General features: G+C 72.2%; 18 protein-coding genes and 1 riboswitch. Of the genes, 10 read left to right on the top strand and 8 right to left on the bottom strand.

Going from position 1 to position 17,796, the window contains the following annotated elements; all coding sequences use genetic code 11:
* Window positions 1-168 precede the first annotated feature (168 nt).
* The 4 genes from ACFYY6_RS08970 (at window position 169) to ACFYY6_RS08955 (ending at window position 4,068) form a co-directional block, all read left to right on the top strand.
* Window positions 169-930, top strand: a complete 762-nt coding sequence (locus ACFYY6_RS08970; protein WP_351524463.1) for a lysophospholipid acyltransferase family protein — start codon at window positions 169-171, stop codon at window positions 928-930.
* Window positions 931-978: 48 nt separating this feature from the next.
* On the top strand, window positions 979-2,202 hold the full coding sequence (gene macS / locus ACFYY6_RS08965) for a MacS family sensor histidine kinase (RefSeq protein ID WP_388649522.1): 1,224 nt from the start codon (window positions 979-981) through the stop codon (window positions 2,200-2,202).
* On the top strand, window positions 2,199-2,891 hold the full coding sequence (locus tag ACFYY6_RS08960; RefSeq protein ID WP_351524461.1) for a response regulator transcription factor: 693 nt from the start codon (window positions 2,199-2,201) through the stop codon (window positions 2,889-2,891). The genes macS and ACFYY6_RS08960 overlap by 4 nt, the downstream gene beginning before the upstream one ends.
* 160 nt (window positions 2,892-3,051) lie before the next feature.
* Window positions 3,052-4,068 (top strand): 2-hydroxyacid dehydrogenase, encoded by a 1,017-nt coding sequence (locus ACFYY6_RS08955; RefSeq protein ID WP_351524460.1) that lies wholly within the window; start codon window positions 3,052-3,054, stop codon window positions 4,066-4,068.
* Between the two features lie 51 nt (window positions 4,069-4,119).
* On the opposite strand, the gene ACFYY6_RS08950 is transcribed toward ACFYY6_RS08955, so the two are convergent.
* Window positions 4,120-6,105 (bottom strand): anthranilate synthase family protein, encoded by a 1,986-nt coding sequence (locus ACFYY6_RS08950; protein ID WP_389192320.1) that lies wholly within the window; start codon window positions 6,103-6,105, stop codon window positions 4,120-4,122.
* Window positions 6,106-6,193: 88 nt separating this feature from the next.
* Window positions 6,194-6,250, bottom strand: a complete 57-nt coding sequence (locus ACFYY6_RS08945; protein WP_078513512.1) for a trp operon leader peptide — start codon at window positions 6,248-6,250, stop codon at window positions 6,194-6,196.
* 218 nt (window positions 6,251-6,468) lie between these two features.
* Here ACFYY6_RS08945 and ACFYY6_RS08940 point away from each other — a divergent pair, with 218 nt between their 5' ends.
* Window positions 6,469-7,815 carry a class II 3-deoxy-7-phosphoheptulonate synthase gene (locus ACFYY6_RS08940; protein WP_351524466.1) on the top strand — a complete coding sequence of 449 codons (1,347 nt, stop codon included), beginning with the start codon at window positions 6,469-6,471 and terminating at the stop codon, window positions 7,813-7,815.
* Window positions 7,816-7,997: 182 nt separating this feature from the next.
* Window positions 7,998-8,282 carry a (2Fe-2S)-binding protein gene (locus tag ACFYY6_RS08935; protein ID WP_351524458.1) on the top strand — a complete coding sequence of 95 codons (285 nt, stop codon included), beginning with the start codon at window positions 7,998-8,000 and terminating at the stop codon, window positions 8,280-8,282.
* A 35-nt stretch (window positions 8,283-8,317) separates the two neighbouring features.
* Here ACFYY6_RS08935 and bfr read toward each other — a convergent pair whose 3' ends face one another.
* Window positions 8,318-8,842, bottom strand: a complete 525-nt coding sequence (gene bfr, locus ACFYY6_RS08930; RefSeq protein WP_073788879.1) for a bacterioferritin — start codon at window positions 8,840-8,842, stop codon at window positions 8,318-8,320.
* A gap of 194 nt (window positions 8,843-9,036) precedes the next feature.
* Between bfr and ACFYY6_RS08925 the strand changes: the two genes are divergently transcribed.
* Window positions 9,037-9,669 (top strand): sulfite oxidase-like oxidoreductase, encoded by a 633-nt coding sequence (locus ACFYY6_RS08925; protein WP_351524457.1) that lies wholly within the window; start codon window positions 9,037-9,039, stop codon window positions 9,667-9,669.
* Between the two features lie 274 nt (window positions 9,670-9,943).
* Here ACFYY6_RS08925 and ACFYY6_RS08920 read toward each other — a convergent pair whose 3' ends face one another.
* The 5 genes from ACFYY6_RS08920 to thiO form a co-directional block, all read right to left on the bottom strand.
* Entirely contained in the window at window positions 9,944-10,801 is an 858-nt protein-coding gene (locus ACFYY6_RS08920) for a deoxyribonuclease IV (protein ID WP_389192317.1), read from the bottom strand.
* Between the two features lie 6 nt (window positions 10,802-10,807).
* A complete protein-coding gene (gene pknB / locus ACFYY6_RS08915) occupies window positions 10,808-12,724 on the bottom strand; it encodes a Stk1 family PASTA domain-containing Ser/Thr kinase (RefSeq protein ID WP_351524455.1) in 1,917 nt (638 codons plus the stop codon).
* Window positions 12,725-12,851: 127 nt separating this feature from the next.
* Window positions 12,852-13,646, bottom strand: coding sequence for a thiazole synthase (locus tag ACFYY6_RS08910; RefSeq protein WP_389192314.1), 795 nt, complete (start codon window positions 13,644-13,646; stop codon window positions 12,852-12,854).
* A gap of 2 nt (window positions 13,647-13,648) precedes the next feature.
* Window positions 13,649-13,927 carry a sulfur carrier protein ThiS gene (gene thiS, locus ACFYY6_RS08905; RefSeq protein ID WP_389192311.1) on the bottom strand — a complete coding sequence of 93 codons (279 nt, stop codon included), beginning with the start codon at window positions 13,925-13,927 and terminating at the stop codon, window positions 13,649-13,651.
* Window positions 13,924-15,129: a glycine oxidase ThiO gene (gene thiO / locus ACFYY6_RS08900; protein WP_351524452.1), complete on the bottom strand. Its 1,206-nt coding sequence runs from the start codon at window positions 15,127-15,129 to the stop codon at window positions 13,924-13,926. The genes thiS and thiO overlap by 4 nt, the downstream gene beginning before the upstream one ends.
* Window positions 15,127-15,240: riboswitch (TPP riboswitch) on the bottom strand. It overlaps the preceding gene by 3 nt.
* A 109-nt stretch (window positions 15,241-15,349) precedes the next feature.
* Between thiO and ACFYY6_RS08895 the strand changes: the two genes are divergently transcribed.
* The 3 genes from ACFYY6_RS08895 (at window position 15,350) to ACFYY6_RS08885 (ending at window position 17,431) form a co-directional block, all read left to right on the top strand.
* Entirely contained in the window at window positions 15,350-15,694 is a 345-nt protein-coding gene (locus ACFYY6_RS08895; protein ID WP_351524451.1) for a hypothetical protein, read from the top strand.
* Window positions 15,695-15,782: 88 nt separating this feature from the next.
* Window positions 15,783-16,964, top strand: coding sequence for an NAD(P)/FAD-dependent oxidoreductase (locus ACFYY6_RS08890; RefSeq protein WP_386608729.1), 1,182 nt, complete (start codon window positions 15,783-15,785; stop codon window positions 16,962-16,964).
* 101 nt (window positions 16,965-17,065) lie between these two features.
* Window positions 17,066-17,431, top strand: a complete 366-nt coding sequence (locus ACFYY6_RS08885) for an Rv2175c family DNA-binding protein (protein WP_073788863.1) — start codon at window positions 17,066-17,068, stop codon at window positions 17,429-17,431.
* The last annotated feature ends 365 nt before the right edge of the window (window positions 17,432-17,796 follow it).

The following is a 17,796-nucleotide window of genomic DNA, read 5'->3' as shown; positions in this document are numbered from 1 at the left end:
TGAAGGGGAAGGAGAGAGGGAAGTACAGAGGATTGCTTCACCGTACGCGACCGGACTGACACCGACCAGGGCCGTCCCGGCCCCGTCCGCCGCAACGCCCGGTCCGGGCGGGAGCGGGGACGCCCGCACGGGTTAAGGTCTGTCGGACAGCACACAGGAGGCACCGAGTTGATCTACGGCGCAATGAAGCTCTCCATCGGCAACGGGCTGAAGCTCGCCTTCAGGCCCTGGGTGGAGGGCCTGGAGAACATCCCCGCGCACGGGCCGGCGATCCTCGCGAGCAATCACCTGTCCTTCTCCGACTCGTTCTTCCTGCCCGCCGTCCTGGACCGCAAGGTCACCTTCATCGCCAAGTCCGAGTACTTCACCACGCCCGGCGTGAAGGGGAAGCTCACCGCCGCCTTCTTCAAGGGCGTCGGCCAGCTCCCGGTGGACCGCTCGGGCGCCCGGGGCGCCGGTGAGGCCGCCGTCCGGGCGGGCATCGAAGTCATCGAGAGCGGCGGGCTGTTCGGCATCTACCCGGAGGGCACCCGGTCGCCCGACGGCCGTCTCTACCGGGGCAAGCCCGGCGGACTCGCCCGGGTCGCGCTGGCCACCGGCGCCCCCGTCATCCCCGTCGCGATGATCGACACGGAGAAGATCCAGCCGCCCGGCAAGGTGATGCCCAAGCTGATGCGCCCGGGGATCAGGATCGGCAAGCCGCTCGACTTCAGCCGCTACCACGGCATGGACGGGGACCGCTTCATCCTGCGCTCGGTCACCGACGAGGTGATGTACGAGATCATGAAGCTCTCCGGGCAGGAGTACGTCGACATCTACGCGACCGTCGCCAAGCGGCAGATCGCGGAGGAGGCGAAGCGCCGCGCGGAGGAGACCAAGCGCCGCGCGGAGGAGAAGCGCGCGGGCGGAGAGTCCGGAACACAGGGGTGACGGAACGGTTCGGCGCACAGCGCGCCGATCCTGCCCGAGGGGGAAGAAGTGGCCAGGCGCGAACGCGTCGTACGGATGTCGGTCGAGCAGCCGCTGTGGCGTGCCCTGACGGCCTATCGCGTGCTGACGATGGTCTACGCGGTGCTGCTCGCCGTGTTCGGCCGGGAGCGGTACGACCGGCCGTGGGTCGCCGTCGTCTTCCTGACCGTGCTGGCGGTCTGGACGCTCGCCTCGCTCCCGAAGGTCTCCGGCGCCGTCGCCTGCACCAAGCGCTTTCTCGTCGTGGACCTGACGCTCGCCCTTGCCGGCATCCTCCTCACCCCGCTCGCCGACTTCGAGGCCCAGTCGGTGGACGGCCCCACGCTGCCGTCCATCTGGACCGCGGGCTCGGTGCTGGCCTTCGCCCTCAAGGGCGGCTGGCGCTGGGCGGCGTTCGCCTCGACCCTCGTCGCCGTCGTCAACATCGTCGAACGCGGCGATCCCAGCCGGGACACCTTCCACAACGTCCTGCTGGTCTGGGTCGCCTCCATCGCCATCGGGTACGTCGTCGAGGTCGCCCGGGCCAGTGAACGCACCCTCGCCCGCGCCCTGGAGATCGAGGCCGCCACCCGGGAACGGGAACGGCTCGCCCGCGACATCCACGACAGCGTCCTCCAGGTGCTGGCGATGGTGCAGCGCCGCGGCACCGCGCTGGGCGGCGAGGCGGCCGAGCTGGGCCGGCTGGCCGGGGAGCAGGAGATCGCCCTGCGCACCCTGGTCACCAGCGGACTGGTGCCCGCCACCCGGGTCTCCGAGGACGCCGCCGAGGGCGCGGTGGTCCGCAGCGTGGAGGTCGACGACGAACCGTCCGGGCCGACGGTCTGCGACCTGCGCACCCTGCTCGCCCCGCACGCGGGCTCCCGGATCACCTTCGCGGAGCCGGGGGCCCCGGTGCTGCTCGCCCCCGCCACCGCGGCGGAGCTGGCAGCCGCCGTCGGTGCCGCCCTGGACAATGTGAGGGTGCACGCGGGGGAGAACGCCCAGGCGTGGATCCTTGTCGAGGACTGGCCGGACGAAGTGGTCGTGACGGTCCGGGACGACGGGCCGGGCATTCCGGAGGGGCGGCTCGCCCAGGCGGAGGGGGAGGGACGGATGGGGGTCGCGCTGTCGATCCGCGGCAGGCTGCGTGACCTGGGCGGTACGGCGGAGTTGGTCTCGGTGCCCGGTCAGGGCACCGAGGTGGAGTTGAAGGTTCCGAAGGTTTCACGGGGGAAGGCAGGATCAGCGGGATGAGCATTCAGGGCGACCGGAGCGCCGAGGAGCGGACCACCACGGTGATGGTGGTCGACGACCATCCGATGTGGCGCGACGCCGTCGCCCGCGATCTGTCCGAGTCAGGTTTCGAGGTGGTGGCGACCGCGGGCGACGGGCCGCAGGCCGTCCGCAGGGCCAAGGCGGTCACGCCCGACGTCCTCGTCCTCGACCTCAACCTGCCCGGCATGCCCGGCGTGCAGGTCTGCAAGGAACTCGTCGGCGCCCTGCCCGGTCTGCGGGTGCTGGTGCTCTCCGCGAGCGGCGAGCACGCCGACGTGCTGGAGGCGGTCAAGTCCGGCGCCACCGGCTACCTGCTCAAGTCGGCCAGTACGCAGGAGCTGACCGAGGCCGTGCGGTCCACCGCGGCCGGCGACCCCGTCTTCACCCCGGGCCTGGCCGGACTGGTCCTCGGCGAGTACCGCAGGCTCGCCTCCGACCCCGCGCCCGTCGCCGCCGACGAGCCGGGGGCCCCGCGGCTCACCGAGCGCGAGACCGAGGTGCTGCGGCTGGTCGCCAAGGGGCTCTCGTACAAGCAGATCGCCGAGCGTCTGGTCATCTCGCACCGCACCGTCCAGAACCACGTCCAGAACACCCTGGGCAAGCTCCAGCTGCACAACCGCGTGGAGCTCGTGCGATACGCGATCGAGCGCGGCCTCGACGACGTCTGAGCGAGTCCGGGCCCGCCGAGCGGGCGTCCGGGCCCCCGAGCGGGCGGCGGCCTCCGAGCGGCGCGGCGGGGACCGGGACCGTATATTCGCGATGACCGGCACATGGGCGACGACCGGCGCCTGCCCCGGCCCCCGGTCCGCGCGTCGAACGGGAGCAGTCGTGGAAATCCTGGCCTTCGGTGTGCAGTCCGACGAGAAGCCGCTGCTCGAGAGGGCCTTCGACAGGGCCTTCGCCGGGCAGCACGAGGTCCGGTGCCTGGACGTCTTCCTCACCGCCGACACCGCCCCCATCGCGGCGGGCCACGAGATCATCTCCACCAGCGTCAACGCGGACCTCGGCAGCCCAGTCCTGCAGACGCTCGCGGCCGGGGGCACGCAGATGATCGCCCAGCGGTCCACCGGCTTCAACAACATCGATCTCGACGTCGCCGAACGGCTCGCCCTGCGGGTCGCCCGGGTCTCCCACTACTCGCCGTACTCGGTCGCGGAGTTCGCCTGGACCCTCGCGATGGCGGTCAACCGCCGCGTCGTCCGGGCCGCGGGCCGCACCCGCGACTTCGACTTCCGGCTCGACGGCCTCCTCGGCCGGGACATGCACGGGCGCACGGCCGGGGTGATCGGCACGGGCCGGATCGGCGAGGCGTTCACCCGTATCGCCCACGGCTTCGGCATGAGACTGCTCGGCTGGGACGTCACCGAGAACCCCGTCTGCACCGCACTCGGCATGGAGTACGTCGACAAGGACCGGCTCCTCGCCGAGTCCGACCTGATCAGCCTGCACGTCCCGCTGCTGCCCGCGACCCACCACCTGATCGGCGCCCGGGCCCTGGCCCGGATGAAGGACGACGCGATCCTGGTCAACTCCAGCCGCGGCGGTCTCGTCGACACCGACGCGCTGGTCGCCGAGCTGCGCGCGGGCCGGTTCCTGGGCGTCGGACTCGACGTGTACGAGGCGGAGGCAGGGCTCTTCTTCGTCGACAAGTCCCTGGAGGGTATCGACGACGACACCCTCGCCCGGCTCGTCACCTTCCCCAACGTCGTCGTGACCTCGCACCAGGCGTACTACACCCGGGACGCCGTGTCCCAGATCATCGACACCACGGTGCGCAACATCGCCGACCATCTGGCCGGCCGCCGCAGCGAGAACGTCCTCGTACCGGCGCTCCCGGCGGGCTGACGCCCGGGGGCCGCGCCGGTCCCCGGGCCCGTCCCGCTCCTCGGGCGCGTCTCAGCCGACGACCGGCAGCCCCGCGAGCAGCTCCGCCACGATCGCCGTGCCGCGCAGCGTCAGCACCGACTCCGGATGGAACTGCACCGACGCGAAGCCCGGTCCGCGCAGCGCGTGCAGTTCCCCGGTCGCCGGGTCCACGCTCGACTCGATGCCGTGCGCCGCCAGCTCGACGGCCGCCGCCTCGTCGCAGCGTGCCGTGAAGCTGTTGTAGAAGCCGACCGTCTCCGGCCGCCCGAAGAGATCGATCCGGACCTGGGCGCCCTGATGGGGCACGGTCTTGCGGACGATGTCCAGCCCCAGCTCCGCCGCGATCAGCTCATGGCCCAGACAGACCCCCAGCAGCCCGTGCCGGTGGTCGCGGACCAGCTCCGCCGCGAGCCCGCGCAGCAGCCGCATCTTCGGATCGGCCGTGTCGCCGGGGTTCCCGGGCCCGGGACCCAGCACGAGTGGACCCGCGTGGCCGCGCACCCGCTCGCGCAGCCCCGGCTCGTCGAAGCGGTGCACCGCCACCTGAAGCCCCGAGGAGCGCAGCAGATGGGCCAGCATCGCGGTGAAGGTGTCCTCCCCGTCGACCACCAGCGCACGGCCGGCCCCCTCATGGGTCCGCTCCTGCATCCGCAGCCAGAACGGGGCGAGCCCGTCCCGCCGGGCGTCCAGCGCCGCCCGCACCCGCGGGTCGTCGGCCAGCCGCGCCGGGCCCGCCGCTCCTGCCGCGGGCCGGCCGGGCCGCACTCCCAGCGCGGCGAGCACCCCGGCCGCCTTCGCGTGCGTCTCGGCGACCTCGCCCTCCGGATCCGAGTGGCGTACCAGCGTCGCCCCGACCGGCACCCGCAGCCGGCCGTCGGCCCCGATGTCGGCGGTACGGATCAGGATCGGCGAGTCCAGGGTCTGCGCCCCGCCCGGCTCCTGCCGCAGGAGCGCCAGCGCCCCCGCGTAGTAGCCGCGCCCGCCGGACTCGTACCGCTCGATGACCCGGCAGGCGTTCTGCACGGGCGAGCCGGTGACCGTCGCCGCGAACATGGTCTCCCGCAACACCTCCCGCACGTCGAGCGAGGAGCGTCCGCGCAGCTCGTACTCGGTGTGCGCGAGATGGGCCATCTCCTTGAGGCGGGGCCCGACCACCACCCCGCCCATGTCGCCCACGGTGCACATCATCTTCAGCTCCTCGTCGACGACCATGGAGAGCTCGTCGCGCTCCTTGCGGTCGGCGAGGAACTCCAGCAGGCCCTCGGCGGTCGGTCCCTCGGCGGGGTAGCGGTACGTGCCGCTGATCGGATTCATCACGACCGTCCCGCCGGACATCCGCACGTGCACCTCGGGGCTCGCCCCGACCAGCGTCCGCCCGGCCGTCCCCCGTCCTTCCGGGGAAGCCCCCTCCGGGGAAGCCCCCTCCGGGGAAGCCCCGTCGGGCCCCCGTCCGCTCCCGGTGTGCACCACGAACGTCCAGTACGCGCCCCGCTCACCGGCCAGCAGCCGCCGGAACAGGGCCAGCGCGTCGGCCCGGCCGAAGCCGGGGATCTCGCCCCGGAAGGTGCGCCGGACGACGAAGTTAGCGCCCTCGCCCCGCCCGATCTCGTCCTCGACGACCCTGCGGACGATCTCCGCGTACTCCTCGTCGGGGACGTCGAAGCCACCGCCGACGACCGGCACGTCCCGCACCGGCAGGTGCTCCAGCACCTCGGCGAGCGGCAGTTCGTGCACCTCTTGGGCGGCCAGCACGGACAGCGGCGTGCCGTCGTCGCGCACGTCGAAGCCGCGCTCGGCGATCTGCCGGAACGGCACCAGGGCGAGGGAGGGCAGCGGCCCGACCGGGAGGTCGGCGAGCCGGTCCACCTCCCGCACCGGGCCGATCAGGACCTCGACGACGTCCTGGTCGTGGCCGGGGGTGCGCCGGTGCAGCAGGGCGAACGGCGGGCAGTCGTCACCGAGCAGCCGATCGACGACGGAGCCGGTGCGGCGGGGGCGGGGCTGGGGCTGGGACACGGGTGTTCCTTCCATGAGGAGGAACGGCTCCCGAACGCGAAGAAGGCCGCCCCTCGGGCGGCCTTCGCGTGGTCTGTCGCGCGATCGATCAGTGGGCCGCCGGATGAGCGGTCCACCACCAGTTCTGGGTCGTCTGCGCGAACATGCCCCGAACCCTAGCGGATGGGCGGGGCATCCCCCAATGGAAACCGGCGCGATCCCCGCCGGGGGATCCGCCCGGGACGTCGTGGGCGGATCCCCCGGCGGACAGGCGGCGGCCCCGGCGGGCGGATGGGCCAGGCGTCGGTCATCCGAGCGCGCGTCTCAACTATTGAGCTTTCGGATGGACGCGGCGCCGGACCCCGTAATGTTGTCGGTGTGACCGTGAACGCCAATACCTCCGTCGCCGGTGGCAACACCTGGCGAGACCTTCCCGCGGCGCAGCAGCCCGAGTACCCCGATGCCGAGGCTCTGCGCGATGTACTCGCGGAACTCGCGTCGTATCCGCCGCTCGTGTTCGCGGGCGAGTGCGACCAGCTGCGCGCCCGTATGGGAGCCGTCGCCAAGGGCGAGGCGTTCCTGCTCCAGGGTGGTGACTGCGCCGAGGCGTTCGACGCCGTGTCGGCCGATCACATCCGGGCCAAGCTGAAGACGCTGCTCCAGATGAGCGCCGTCCTCACCTACGCGGCGTCCGTGCCGGTCGTCAAGGTGGGCCGGATCGCCGGCCAGTACTCCAAGCCGCGCTCCAAGCCCACCGAGACCCGCGACGGCGTCACCCTGCCGACCTACCGCGGCGACTCGGTGAACGGCTTCGCCTTCACCGAGGAGGCCCGGGTCCCGGACCCGCAGCGGCTGAAGCAGATGTACCACGCGTCCGCCTCCACGCTGAACCTGGTGCGCGCCTTCACCACCGGTGGCTACGCCGACCTGCGCCAGGTGCACGCCTGGAACCAGGACTTCGTGAAGTCGTCGCCGTCGGGCCAGCGCTACGAGGCGCTCGCCCGCGAGATCGACAACGCGCTGAACTTCATGAAGGCGTGCGGCACGGACCCGGCGGAGTTCAAGGCCGTCGAGTTCTACGCCTCGCACGAGGGCCTGCTGCTGGACTACGAGTCGGCCCTGACCCGTGTCGACTCGCGCACCGGCCGCCTGTACGACACCTCCGGCCACATGGTCTGGATCGGCGAGCGCACCCGGCAGCTGGACCACGCGCACATCGAGTTCGCCGCGCAGATCCGCAACCCGATCGGCATCAAGCTCGGTCCGACCACGACGGCCGAGGAGGCGCTGCGGTACGTCGAGCGCCTCGACCCCGACCGGGAGCCGGGCCGGCTGACCTTCATCGTCCGCATGGGCGCGGACAAGGTCCGCGACAAGCTCCCCGAGCTGGTGGAGAAGGTCACCGCGTCCGGCGCCACCGTGGCGTGGGTGACCGACCCGATGCACGGCAACACCTTCGAGGCGGCCTCCGGCCACAAGACCCGCCGCTTCGACGACGTCCTGGACGAGGTCAAGGGCTTCTTCGAGGTGCACAAGGGCCTCGGCACGCACCCGGGCGGCATCCACGTGGAGCTCACCGGCGACGACGTCACCGAGTGCGTCGGCGGCGGGCACGAGATCTTCGTGGACGATCTGCACCAGCGCTACGAGACGGCCTGCGACCCCCGCCTCAACCGGAGCCAGTCCCTCGATCTGGCGTTCCTGGTCGCCGAGATGTACCGCGACCAGTAGGCGGCACCGCGTCACCTCGGGTGACAGGCGTACGACTGTGGGGCACGGATCGCTGTGATCCGTGCCCCACAAGGCTTTCGAAGGTTCCGGGCACCTTGCGCACAGGGTAAGGTTAGGTTTGCCTCACCGGGTAGGGGGACGGTCTGGCAGTCAAGGACCGAACCCGTCGGGAGGTGAACCGCATGTACGTCTGCTCGTGCTTCGGCATTACGGAGCAGCAGGTCAAGGAGCATGCGGAAGCCGGAGCCTGCACCCCCCGGAAGATCGCCTCCGTCTGCAAGGCGGGCACGGACTGCGGCGGCTGCGTCCGTGCCATCCAGGCCGTCCTGGGCCGCGGCACCTGCTCGCGCCGTGAGCTGCTCGACCGGAAGCGGACGCCCGGCGCCGACTCCGACGCCACCGGAGGCGATACCGACGCCCTCGCCCCGGGTGCCGTACTGCCTGCCCGGCTCCCCGAGGCGGCCTGACCTCTTTCGCCGGCCAGCGCTTTCGGAGCGCGGCACTAGTGTCCTCCGTACCCCTTGAGGCCCGTCTCGCCGCTGTGTCCCTCGTCGTGCGGCTGCTCGATCTGCTGCGCGATGTAGAGCGGTTCGCCGAGCTTCTCGACGAGCTCCAACTGGGCTTCGAGGTAGTCGACATGGTGCTCCTCGTCGGCGAGGATCGCCTCGAAGATGTTCGCCGACGTGATGTCGTCCTTCCCGCGCATCAGGTCGATCCCGCGCCGCAGGCGGTCGATCGCCTCCACCTCGATCTGCAGGTCGGCCTGGAACATCTCCGTGACGGTCTGCCCCACCCTCACGTGGAACAGTCGCTGGTAGTTGGGCAGTCCGTCGAGGTAGAGGATCCGGTGCGTGAGGATCTCGGCGTGCCGCATCTCGTCGAACGACTCGGCGCGGGTGTACTTCGCGAGCTTCAGCCAGCCGGCGTGCTCCTGCATCTTGGAATGAAGGAAGTACTGGTTGATCGCGGTCAGTTCGGCGGTCAGCTGCTCGTTCAGGAACTCAAGGACCTCGGGATCGCCCTGCATCGGAGAGGCTCCTTCCGGCCGGTGGGTACCGGCCTATACCGGTGAATGACAGTGAATGCCAACGAATACGGCAAGTTGGCCGAATCCTCGCACCGCGCTCGTTGATCGTCCAGTAAGTACACGCTTAGTGGGATTTGCCGGAATTATCTACACCCTGGTCGGAACCACCCCTGTCTGTCTGTCACCATGGAGGCATGGGTCAGCCGGAAAGCCGGGAAAACCGCGCGTCAGAGCAGTCGGAGCTTCCGCCGGGACAGCGACTCCAGCGCGGCTGGCCGGTCACCCACTACGGGCCGGTGCCCAAGTTCAAGCCGGACCGCTGGGAGTTCCGCGTCTTCGGTACCACCGCGGACGGCGCGAAGCACTGCTGGAACCATCAGGAGTTCTCGGCGCTGCCGTACTCCTCGGTCGTGGCCGACCTGCACTGCGTCACGAAATACAGCATGCTCGGCGCCGAATGGGGCGGGGTCCTCGCCCGTACGGTTCTGGAACTCGCGCCGCCCGCGCCGAACGTCACGCACGTGATGGTCTGGGCCGAGTACGGCTTCAGCTCGAATCTGAGGCTCTCCGACTTCGCCTCGGACCGAACGATCTTCGCCACCCACAAGGGCGGTGAGCTGCTCACCGCCGAGCACGGCTTCCCGCTCCGGCTCATCGTGCCGCACCTCTACGCCTGGAAGGGGCCCAAGTGGGTCCGCGGCGTCGAGTACATGACGGCGGACCGCCGCGGCTTCTGGGAGGAGCGCGGCTACCACAACATCGGCGACCCGTGGCGCGAGCAGCGCTACTCGTACCAGGAGGAGCCCGGGGACGGCCCCGAGCTCTGACCCGATGGGCGACGGACGCGCCCGGTCCGCCCTCAGTGGTGGTACTGGTGCACCACCGCGTGGCCCTTGCCCCGGCCGATCATCCACTTGTCGACCGGCGTGGTGGCGACGGTATTGCTATGCGCGCTTGCGGCGTTGGCCGAGAGCCCGCGCAGCCCTTCCCCAAGCTCCCGACTTCGTCCGAGCAGGGGAGACCCCGTCCGAGGGCTTTCGCCGCCCTGCGGCGCACGCGCCGGACGACGCTCCTTCCGGGCATACCTTGCCGGTCACGGCACTAGTCCTGGGTGCGCAACCCCTTCAGCCGGGCCACGTCCGCCGCGTGGCCGTCCTTTCCGCCCGGTGTCTCGATGATCAGCGGCACGCCCGCGGTGGCCGGATGGGAGAACAGCTCCCGGAACGGCCCCTCGCCGATGTGCCCGGCGCCGATGTTCGCGTGCCGGTCCTTGTGGGTTCCCGCCGCCTCCTTGGAGTCATTGGCGTGGATCAGCTTCAGCCGGCCCGCGCCGACGGTCTCGACCAGCAGGTCCAGGGTCTGCCGCATGCCCTCCGGGCCCGACAGGTCGTGGCCCGCCGCGTGGATGTGGCACGTGTCGAGGCACACGCCGAGCCTGGGGTGGGAGTCGAGCGCCTCGAAGTACGGGCCGAAGTCCCAGGTCCGTGAGCAGAGCGAGGACCCCTGACCGGCCGTGGACTCCAGCAGCAGGTACGGGTCGTCGTCGTGCGTCAGCTCGTCCAGCAGCGGCCGCAGGTGCGTACGCACCTGGGCGAGGGCCCGTTCGCGCGGCCGGCCGCCGGTCGCCGACCCGGTGTGCACCACGACGCCCAGCGCTCCGATCTCACGGGCCCGGCGCAGCGAATGGCGCAGCGAGTCCACCGACCTCTCCACGGTGGCCTCGGTGTGCGAACCGAAGTTGATCAGATACGGGGCATGGACGTACGCCGGTACGGACGCGGCGGCGCACTCGGCGCGGAACCGCTCGTCCTCGGCGGGGTTGCCCACGGGGGTCGCCCAGCCGCGCGGATTGGCGACGAAGACCTGCACCGCCTCCGCCCCCATTTCCCTGGCATAGGGCAGGCCGACCTTGGCGAGACCGCCGGCCACGGGGACGTGGCCGCCGACTGGGTTGCGCATGTGGATCTAGAGCCCCTTGGTCCTGATGGTGATGGTGCCGCCCTCGGGGGCCCGTTCGCCGCCCGCGACGGACTGGCTCGCGATCGTGTCGCTGAAGGAGAGGAAGGGGCGGTCGACCTTGACGTCGAAGCCCGCGTCCTCCAGTTCGCTCCTCGCGTCGTCGACGCCCTTCCCGGTGACGTCCGGGACGGTGATCATTCGGGGCCCCTTGGAGACCGTGAGCGTGATGGTGTCGCCCTCGGCAGCCCGGCTGCCCTCGCCCAGCGACTGATGGGCGATGTCGCCGGCGACCTCGGGGGAGTGGACCCGGTCGGGCAGCACCTCGGCCTTCAGCCCCTGCTCGTCCAGCGCGGCGGTGGCGTCCTCGACGGACAGCCCGGTGACATCGGGCACATCGACCGGAGCGCCCTTGTTGACGACCAGGGCGACCGCGGAGCCGGAGCGGCGCTCGGCGCCCGCCGCGGGGTCCGTACGGATCACCTCGCCCCGCGCCGTCTCCTCGCTGAACTCCTTGGTGACCATGCCGGGCACCAGGCCGACCTCCTTCAGATCACGTTTGGCGTCGGCGAGCGCGAGGCCTTGGACATCGGGCACCTTCACGATCTCGGGGCCGCGCGAGACGACGAGCTTCACCGCGTCGTTCCCCCGGATGCGGTCGCCCGAACCGGGGTCGCTGCTGATGACCTTGCCTCGTTCCACGGTGTCGCTGTAGGCCCGCTCGACGCCCTCGAGCTCCAGACCGGCGTCCGAGAGCCGCTTCTGGGCGGTCTTCTCGGTCTGGCCGAGCACCGAGGGCACCCGGGTGAACTGCCCGGAGTTGATGTACCAGACACCGGTGCCGATCCCCAGCACCAGCAGCACGGCGACCAGCGCGGTGACGACGGAGCGCCGGGGGCCGCGGCGCCACGGGGCGCGCGGTGCGGGCCGCGGCGGCTCCGGCAGGGGCATTTCCAGTCGGCTGGTGTGATGGGCGACGCCCTGGTCGGCCGGGAGCAGCCGCGGGATCACGCTCGTGCGGTCCTCGGCGGAGCCGTGCGCCTCGGCGAGGGCCTGCGGCGGTACGGCGTCCAGCTGGGCGTCGGTGAGCGCGGAACGGGCCTCGCGGGTTTCGGCGAGCAGGGCCACCGCGTCGAACGGGCGGACCTCGGGGTTACGGGCGGTGGCGCTCGCCACCAGGTCGTCGAGCTCGACCGGGAGTTCCGGGACGGCGGCCGACGGGGCCGGGATGTCCTCGTTGAGGTGCTGATAGATGACCTGGGCGGGGGTGTCGCCGACGTGCGGCTTGGACCCGGTCAGCATCTCGTACAGGACCACACCACACGCATACACGTCGGTACGGGTGTCGGCCGTACCGTGTTCTATCTGCTCGGGGGCGAGGTACGAGACGGTCCCGAGCACCGAGCCGGTGGTGCTGGTGACGGAACCCACCGCCCGCACCAGACCGAAGTCGGCGACCTTGACCCGGCCGTCGTCCCCTATCAGGACGTTCTCCGGCTTCATGTCGCGGTGCACGAAGCCCGCCCGGTGCGCGGCGCCGAGCGCGGCGAGCACCGGCTCCAGGATGTCCAGCGCGGCCCTCGGCTGGAGGGCGCCGCGGTCGCGCAGCACGTCGCGCAGCGTGCAGCCCGGGACGTACTCCATCGCGAGGTAGACGTACTGGCCCTGGGCGCCCTGGTCGAAGACCCCGACCACATTCGGGTGCGCGAGCCGGGCCACGGACTTGGCCTCGCGTATGAACCGCTCCACGAAGGACGCGTCGGTGGCGAGTGCCGGATGCATCACCTTGAGGGCGAGCACCCGGTCGAGCCGGGTGTCCACAGCCCGGTAGACCGTGGCCATGCCGCCCACGGCGATGCGGGCATCGACGCGGTAGCGGCCGTCGAGCAGCTGCCCGACGAGCGGGTCCTGGAGGGTCGTATCCACGGATGTGAGTCTACGAGCCGCGGCGGACACGTCCGACGGCCCGGACGGTCCCGGGGCCGAACCGCAGCCGAGGCGTGACAGGGACACGTCGCCTCCCCGGCCCGACGGGCCCGCCCGGGTGCCCCGGTCAGAAGGCCGGGCGTTCCGGGTCCAGCACCGCGCGCCCCGCCACCGGCGACGACGCCTCGGCGAAGTGCCGGCGCGGGATCCGGCCCGCCCGGTACGCCAGCCGTCCGCCCGCCACCGCGTGCCGCATCGCGGCGGCCATCAGCTCGGGCTCCTGGGCCCGGGTCACGGCGGAGGCCAGCATCACCGCCGCGCACCCCAGCTCCATCGCCAGCGCCGCGTCCGAGGCGGTCCCGGCGCCCGCGTCGAGGATCACCGGCACCCGCGCCTGCTCGACGATCAGCTGGAAGTTGTGCGGATTACGGATGCCGAGACCGGAGCCGATGGGGGAGCCGAGCGGCATCACCGCCGCGCAGCCCACGTCCTGGAGACGGCGGGCCAGCACCGGGTCGTCGTTGGTGTACGGCAGCACGGTGAAACCGTCGTCCACCAGGGTCTCCGCGGCGTCCAGCAGCTCGACCGGGTCGGGCAGCAGGGTCCGCTCGTCGGCCACCACCTCCAGCTTGACCCAGTCGGTGCCGAGGGCCTCGCGGGCCAGCCGGGCGGTCAGCACGGCCTCGCCCGCGGTGAAGCAGCCCGCCGTGTTCGGCAGGACGCGGATGGAGAGCCGTCGCAGGACGGAGAGCACCGAGCCCTGCACGGTCGGGTCGAGGCGGCGCATCGCGACGGTGGTCAGCTCTGTGCCGGAGGCGACGAGGGAGCGTTCCAGCACATCGAGGCTGGGCGCCCCGCCCGTGCCCATGATCAGCCGGGAGCCGAACGTGGTGTCGCCGAGGGCGAGGAGGTCGTCGGACACGGTCAGCCTCCCTGGACCGCGGTCAGGATCTCGACCCGGTCTCCGTCGCGCAGCGCCGTGGCGGACCACTGCCCGCGCGGCACGACGCTCTCGTTGACGGCCGCCGCGACACCGGAGCGGGCCGAGGTCAGCCCGGCGACCAGCGCGTCCAGGGCGGTGCCCGCGGCGAGGTGCCGGACCTCCCCGTTCACGGACACGGACACGGAGGCGGGGGAGGGGCCGGGCGCGGGGTCGGTGAGGGGCACGGAATCGGGAGCGGGGGAGGGCGCGGGCTCGGTCATGCGGGCTGCTCCTGACGTACGGAGTCGACGGCTGGCGAGAAGCGGTACGGGGTGAAGGGGCGGGCCACCTCGGGCAGCTCGCCCTCGGCCAGCGACGCCGCCATGACGTCTCCGGTGACGGGCGTGAGCAGCACCCCGTTGCGATGGTGGCCGGTCGCGAGATGCAGACCGGGCAGCGCGGTGGGGCCCAGCAACGGGGCGTTGTCGGGGGAGCCGGGACGCAGACCGGCCCGGGTCTCGACGAGCGGCAGCTCCGTGATGCCGGGCACCAGCTCGTGGGCGTCCCGCAGCAGCTCGTAGACGCCGCCCGCGGTGACGGTGGTGTCCCAGCCCATCTCCTCGCTGGTGGCACCGACGACCAGTTCGCCGTTCTCGCGCGGTACGAGATAGAGGGGGCCGCCCCGGACCACGGCCCGGACCGTCCGGGAGAGGAAGGGCGCGTACCGGGCGGGCACGGTCAGCCGCAGCACCTGCCCCTTCACCGGCCGGACCGGTGGCGCGACCCCGTCCGGCAGGCCCGGCAGTCGGCCGCTGAGACTCCCCGCGGCGAGCACGACCTGGTCGGCGGCCAGCTCCGGGCCCCCGGCGAGCACGATTCCAGTGGCCCGGTCGCGCACCACCGTCAGACGCTCCGCCCGGGCCCGGTGGAAGACCACCCCGGCCCGCTCGCACGCGGTCAGCAGCGCGGCGGCCAGTCGGCGCGGATCGATCTGATGATCACCGTCGACCCGCAGCCCGCCGCGCACGCCCGGCGCGAGCATCGGCTCCAGGCGGCGGCACTCGCGGCCCGTCAGCCACTCCGACTCCAGGCCCGAACGCCGTTGCAGGGCGTGCAGCTCCCGCAGATGGGCCCGGTCGTCGGAGTCCAGCGCGACGGCGAGCGTGCCACAGGCGCGAAAGCCCGTGTCCCGGCCGCTCGCCTCCTCCAGCTCCGCCACGAACGCCGGGTAGCGGGCGGCCGAGGCGAGATTCAGCCCCAGCAACAGCTCCTCGCCGTAGTGGAGTTCGGTGACGGCGGCCAGCATCCCGGCGGCCACGCGGGCGGCCCCGCCGCCGGGATCGGGATCGGCGACCGCGGTGCGCAGTCCGCGCTGCGCGGTCCGCCAGGCGGTCACCAGGCCGATGATCCCGCCCCCGACGACGAGGACGTCGTACGGCCCCCCGTCCCGGTCGGACCGGCCCTCGTGGTGAGAAGAACGCATGGGCGTCCAGCCCCTCCCTTCGCCGGCATGACCCGGATCAGGTTCGTACGGTCGAAGGCCGCTTCAGCCTCCCTCTCAGCCCGCTGCGTCCGGGCTCCCGCGAGTGTCTTACCGTGGCCACCCTAACGACTTCCTCCACTGCCAATCGTGGACGAGGTCGTAAACCTCGCCCACCGGACCCGGGCGAGGGACCGCCGGACCCAGGCAAGGGAGCAGCGCCATGGCCCGTTCGCTCGACGGAGTCGTCCTCTCGCCGGTCGCCGACCAGGCACCCGGTCAGGTCGGTACCCGTACCCGCTTCACGTACCACGAGGAGGACGGCCGGATCTGGGCCGAGTACGCGGGCGGCGACGTGGTCCGCGGCCATCTCGTCGGCACCCGCGCCGGTGACGTCCTCGACTTCCGGTACGTGCAGCTCAAGCAGGACGGAACGACGTCCTGCGGCCACTGCGTCTCCACCGTCGTCGATCTCCCGGACGGCCGGGTCCGGCTGGAGGAGCGGTGGGAATGGGAGTCGCAGGAGGGCAGCGGCACCAGCACCGTGGAGGAACTCCCCCTGCCGTGACGTTCTGTCAGGTGTTTATGGTGTACGGGTGAGCGATCAGCAGCAGTCGCAGCAGTCGGAGCGCCGTGTCGTCGTCGTCGGCGCGGGCATGGCCGGTGTGCAGACGGCCGTGGCCCTGCGGGAACAGGGCTTCACCGGCCCCGTCACGGTGATCGGCGCCGAACCCCACCAGCCCTACGACCGGCCCCCGTTGTCGAAGGCGGTGCTGCTCGGCAAGGCCGAGGACTCCGCCTTCGACATCGACTTCGAGGCACTGGACATCGAGCTCGGACTGGGCCTCGACGTCACCGGCCTGCGGGCCGCGGCGCACGAACTGGACACCCCGTCCGGTCCCGTCCCCTACGACGTGCTGGTGATCGCGACCGGCGCCGAACCGATCGTCCTGCCCGGCACCGAGGGTGTCCCCGGCGTCCACCTGCTGCGCACCCTCGACGACGCGGCACGGCTGCGGCCCGTCCTCGACGAGCGGCAGGACGTCGTGGTCGTCGGTGCGGGCTGGATCGGCGCCGAGTTCGCCACCGCGGCCCGCGCCGCCGGCTGCGCGGTCACCGTCCTGGAGGCCGCCGACCGGCCGCTCGCCGGTGCGCTGCCCGCCGAGGTCGCTGCCCCGATGGCCGCCTGGTACGTGGAGAGCGGCACCGAGCTTCTCACCGGCGCCCGGGTCGACCACGTCGAACCGGGCCGGGTGGTCCTCGCGGACGGCCGCGCGATCCCGGCCGGGGCCGTCGTCGTCGGTATCGGCGCCCGCCCCGCCACCGGCTGGCTGGCCGGCTCGGGCATCGCGCTCGGCCCCGACGGCTCGGTGACCGCCGACGCCGCGCTGCGCACTTCGCTGCCCGACGTGTACGCGGTCGGCGACTGCGCCTCGTTCCCGTCCGCCCGCTACGGCGAACGCCTGCTCGTCCACCACTGGGACAACGCGCTCCAGGGCCCCCGGACCGTGGCCGCCGACATCGTCGCGGCGGCGGGCGGGGACCACCCGGCGCCGCCCGCCTACGACCCCGTCCCGTACTTCTGGTCCGAGCAGTTCGACCGGTTCGTGCAGTACGCGGGCCACCACGCGGGCGCCGACACCCTGCTGTGGCGCGGCGACGCCGCCGACCCCACCTGGTCGGTGTGCTGGCTGCGCGACGGCGTCCTGGTGGCGGTCCTCGCCGTGGGCCGCCCCCGCGACCTGGCGCAGGGCCGCAGGCTCATCGAGGCGGGCACCCGCATCGACCCGGCGCGGGCCGCCGATCCCTCCGTACCTCTGAAGTCGACGGCCCTCTGACACCCGTACTCCACGGCCGCCGACCCTCCGACGGCGTACCGGCACCGCCCGTACGGTCGGCCCGGCTACCGACTGTCGGTCCGGGATGGCAGGCTTGTCCCGTGACCGAGATTGACGCAAAGATCGATGCTCTCGTCCCCGCCTGGCTCCACCTCCCCGACATCGCCGACATGCTCGGTGTCGAGGTGACACGTGTGCGGCAGCTGGTCAAGGAGGGCCAGCTCATCGCCGTACGCCGCGGTGAGAACCGGGCTCTCCAGGTGCCGGCTGCCTTCATCGCCGGCAACAAGGTGGTCAAGGGCCTCTCCGGCACCCTGACCCTCCTGCGGGACGACGGCTTCAACGACGAAGAGATGCTGGAGTGGCTCTTCACCCCCGACCCGACCCTGCCGGGCACCCCCGCCCAGGCACTGAGCGAGAATCGCGGCACGGAGGTGAAGCGCCGCGCCCAGGCGCTCGCCGTCTGAGAGCCTGCCGGGTGACCTTCGATCGGAACGCGGACGCGGTAAGGTGCGTGCGATTCCAAGGCGCCGGGATGTCCTCGGATGGGGCCTCCCCTGCTCGAACGGAGTTGAGAGCTTGGGGAAGGAGCTACGCGGACATCCCGGCAACGCCGGAGGCGGCCCCTGGCCCTCAAGGCATCGGCGTGGGGGGGAGTGCGTGCCAGGGCGCGCCGCCCGGTCAGAGATCGCCCGACAGGCTCCGAGAGTCCGTCGGGGTGGGGGGCGGCCCGGCCCCCCCCCCCCCCCCCCCCCACCCCCGCCCCCCCCGGGGGGGGGGGAACCCCCCCAACCCCCCCCCCCCGCCCCCCCGGGCCCCCCCCCGCGCCACC

It is taken from the genome of Streptomyces sp. NPDC001750 (assembly GCF_042892615.1).
GTDB lineage: Bacteria > Actinomycetota > Actinomycetes > Streptomycetales > Streptomycetaceae > Streptomyces.
Note: the sequence above shows the minus strand (reverse complement) of the source record. Positions and strands in the feature narration are given on the sequence as shown.